Here is a 218-nt window from a genome sequence, read left to right as displayed (position 1 = left end):
AGCGTACACGGTGGATGCCCTGGCAGTCAGAGGCGATGAAGGACGTGCTAATCTGCGATAAGCGTCGGTAAGGTGATATGAACCGTTATAACCGGCGATTTCCGAATGGGGAAACCCAGTGTGTTTCGACACACTATCATTACGTGAATACATAGCGTAATGAAGCGAACCGGGGGAACTGAAACATCTAAGTACCCCGAGGAAAAGAAATCAACCGA

The 218-nt window shown here is 49.1% G+C and carries 1 rRNA gene; it reads left to right on the top strand.

The window, feature by feature from the left end:
- A 23S ribosomal RNA gene (locus tag NNO02_RS23735) occupies window positions 1-218 on the top strand; the annotation flags it as partial.

The sequence above is a fragment of the Citrobacter sp. Awk 2 genome, from assembly GCF_028069815.1.
In the GTDB taxonomy this organism is placed as follows: domain Bacteria; phylum Pseudomonadota; class Gammaproteobacteria; order Enterobacterales; family Enterobacteriaceae; genus Citrobacter.
This window is presented reverse-complemented; position numbering and strand designations above follow the sequence as displayed.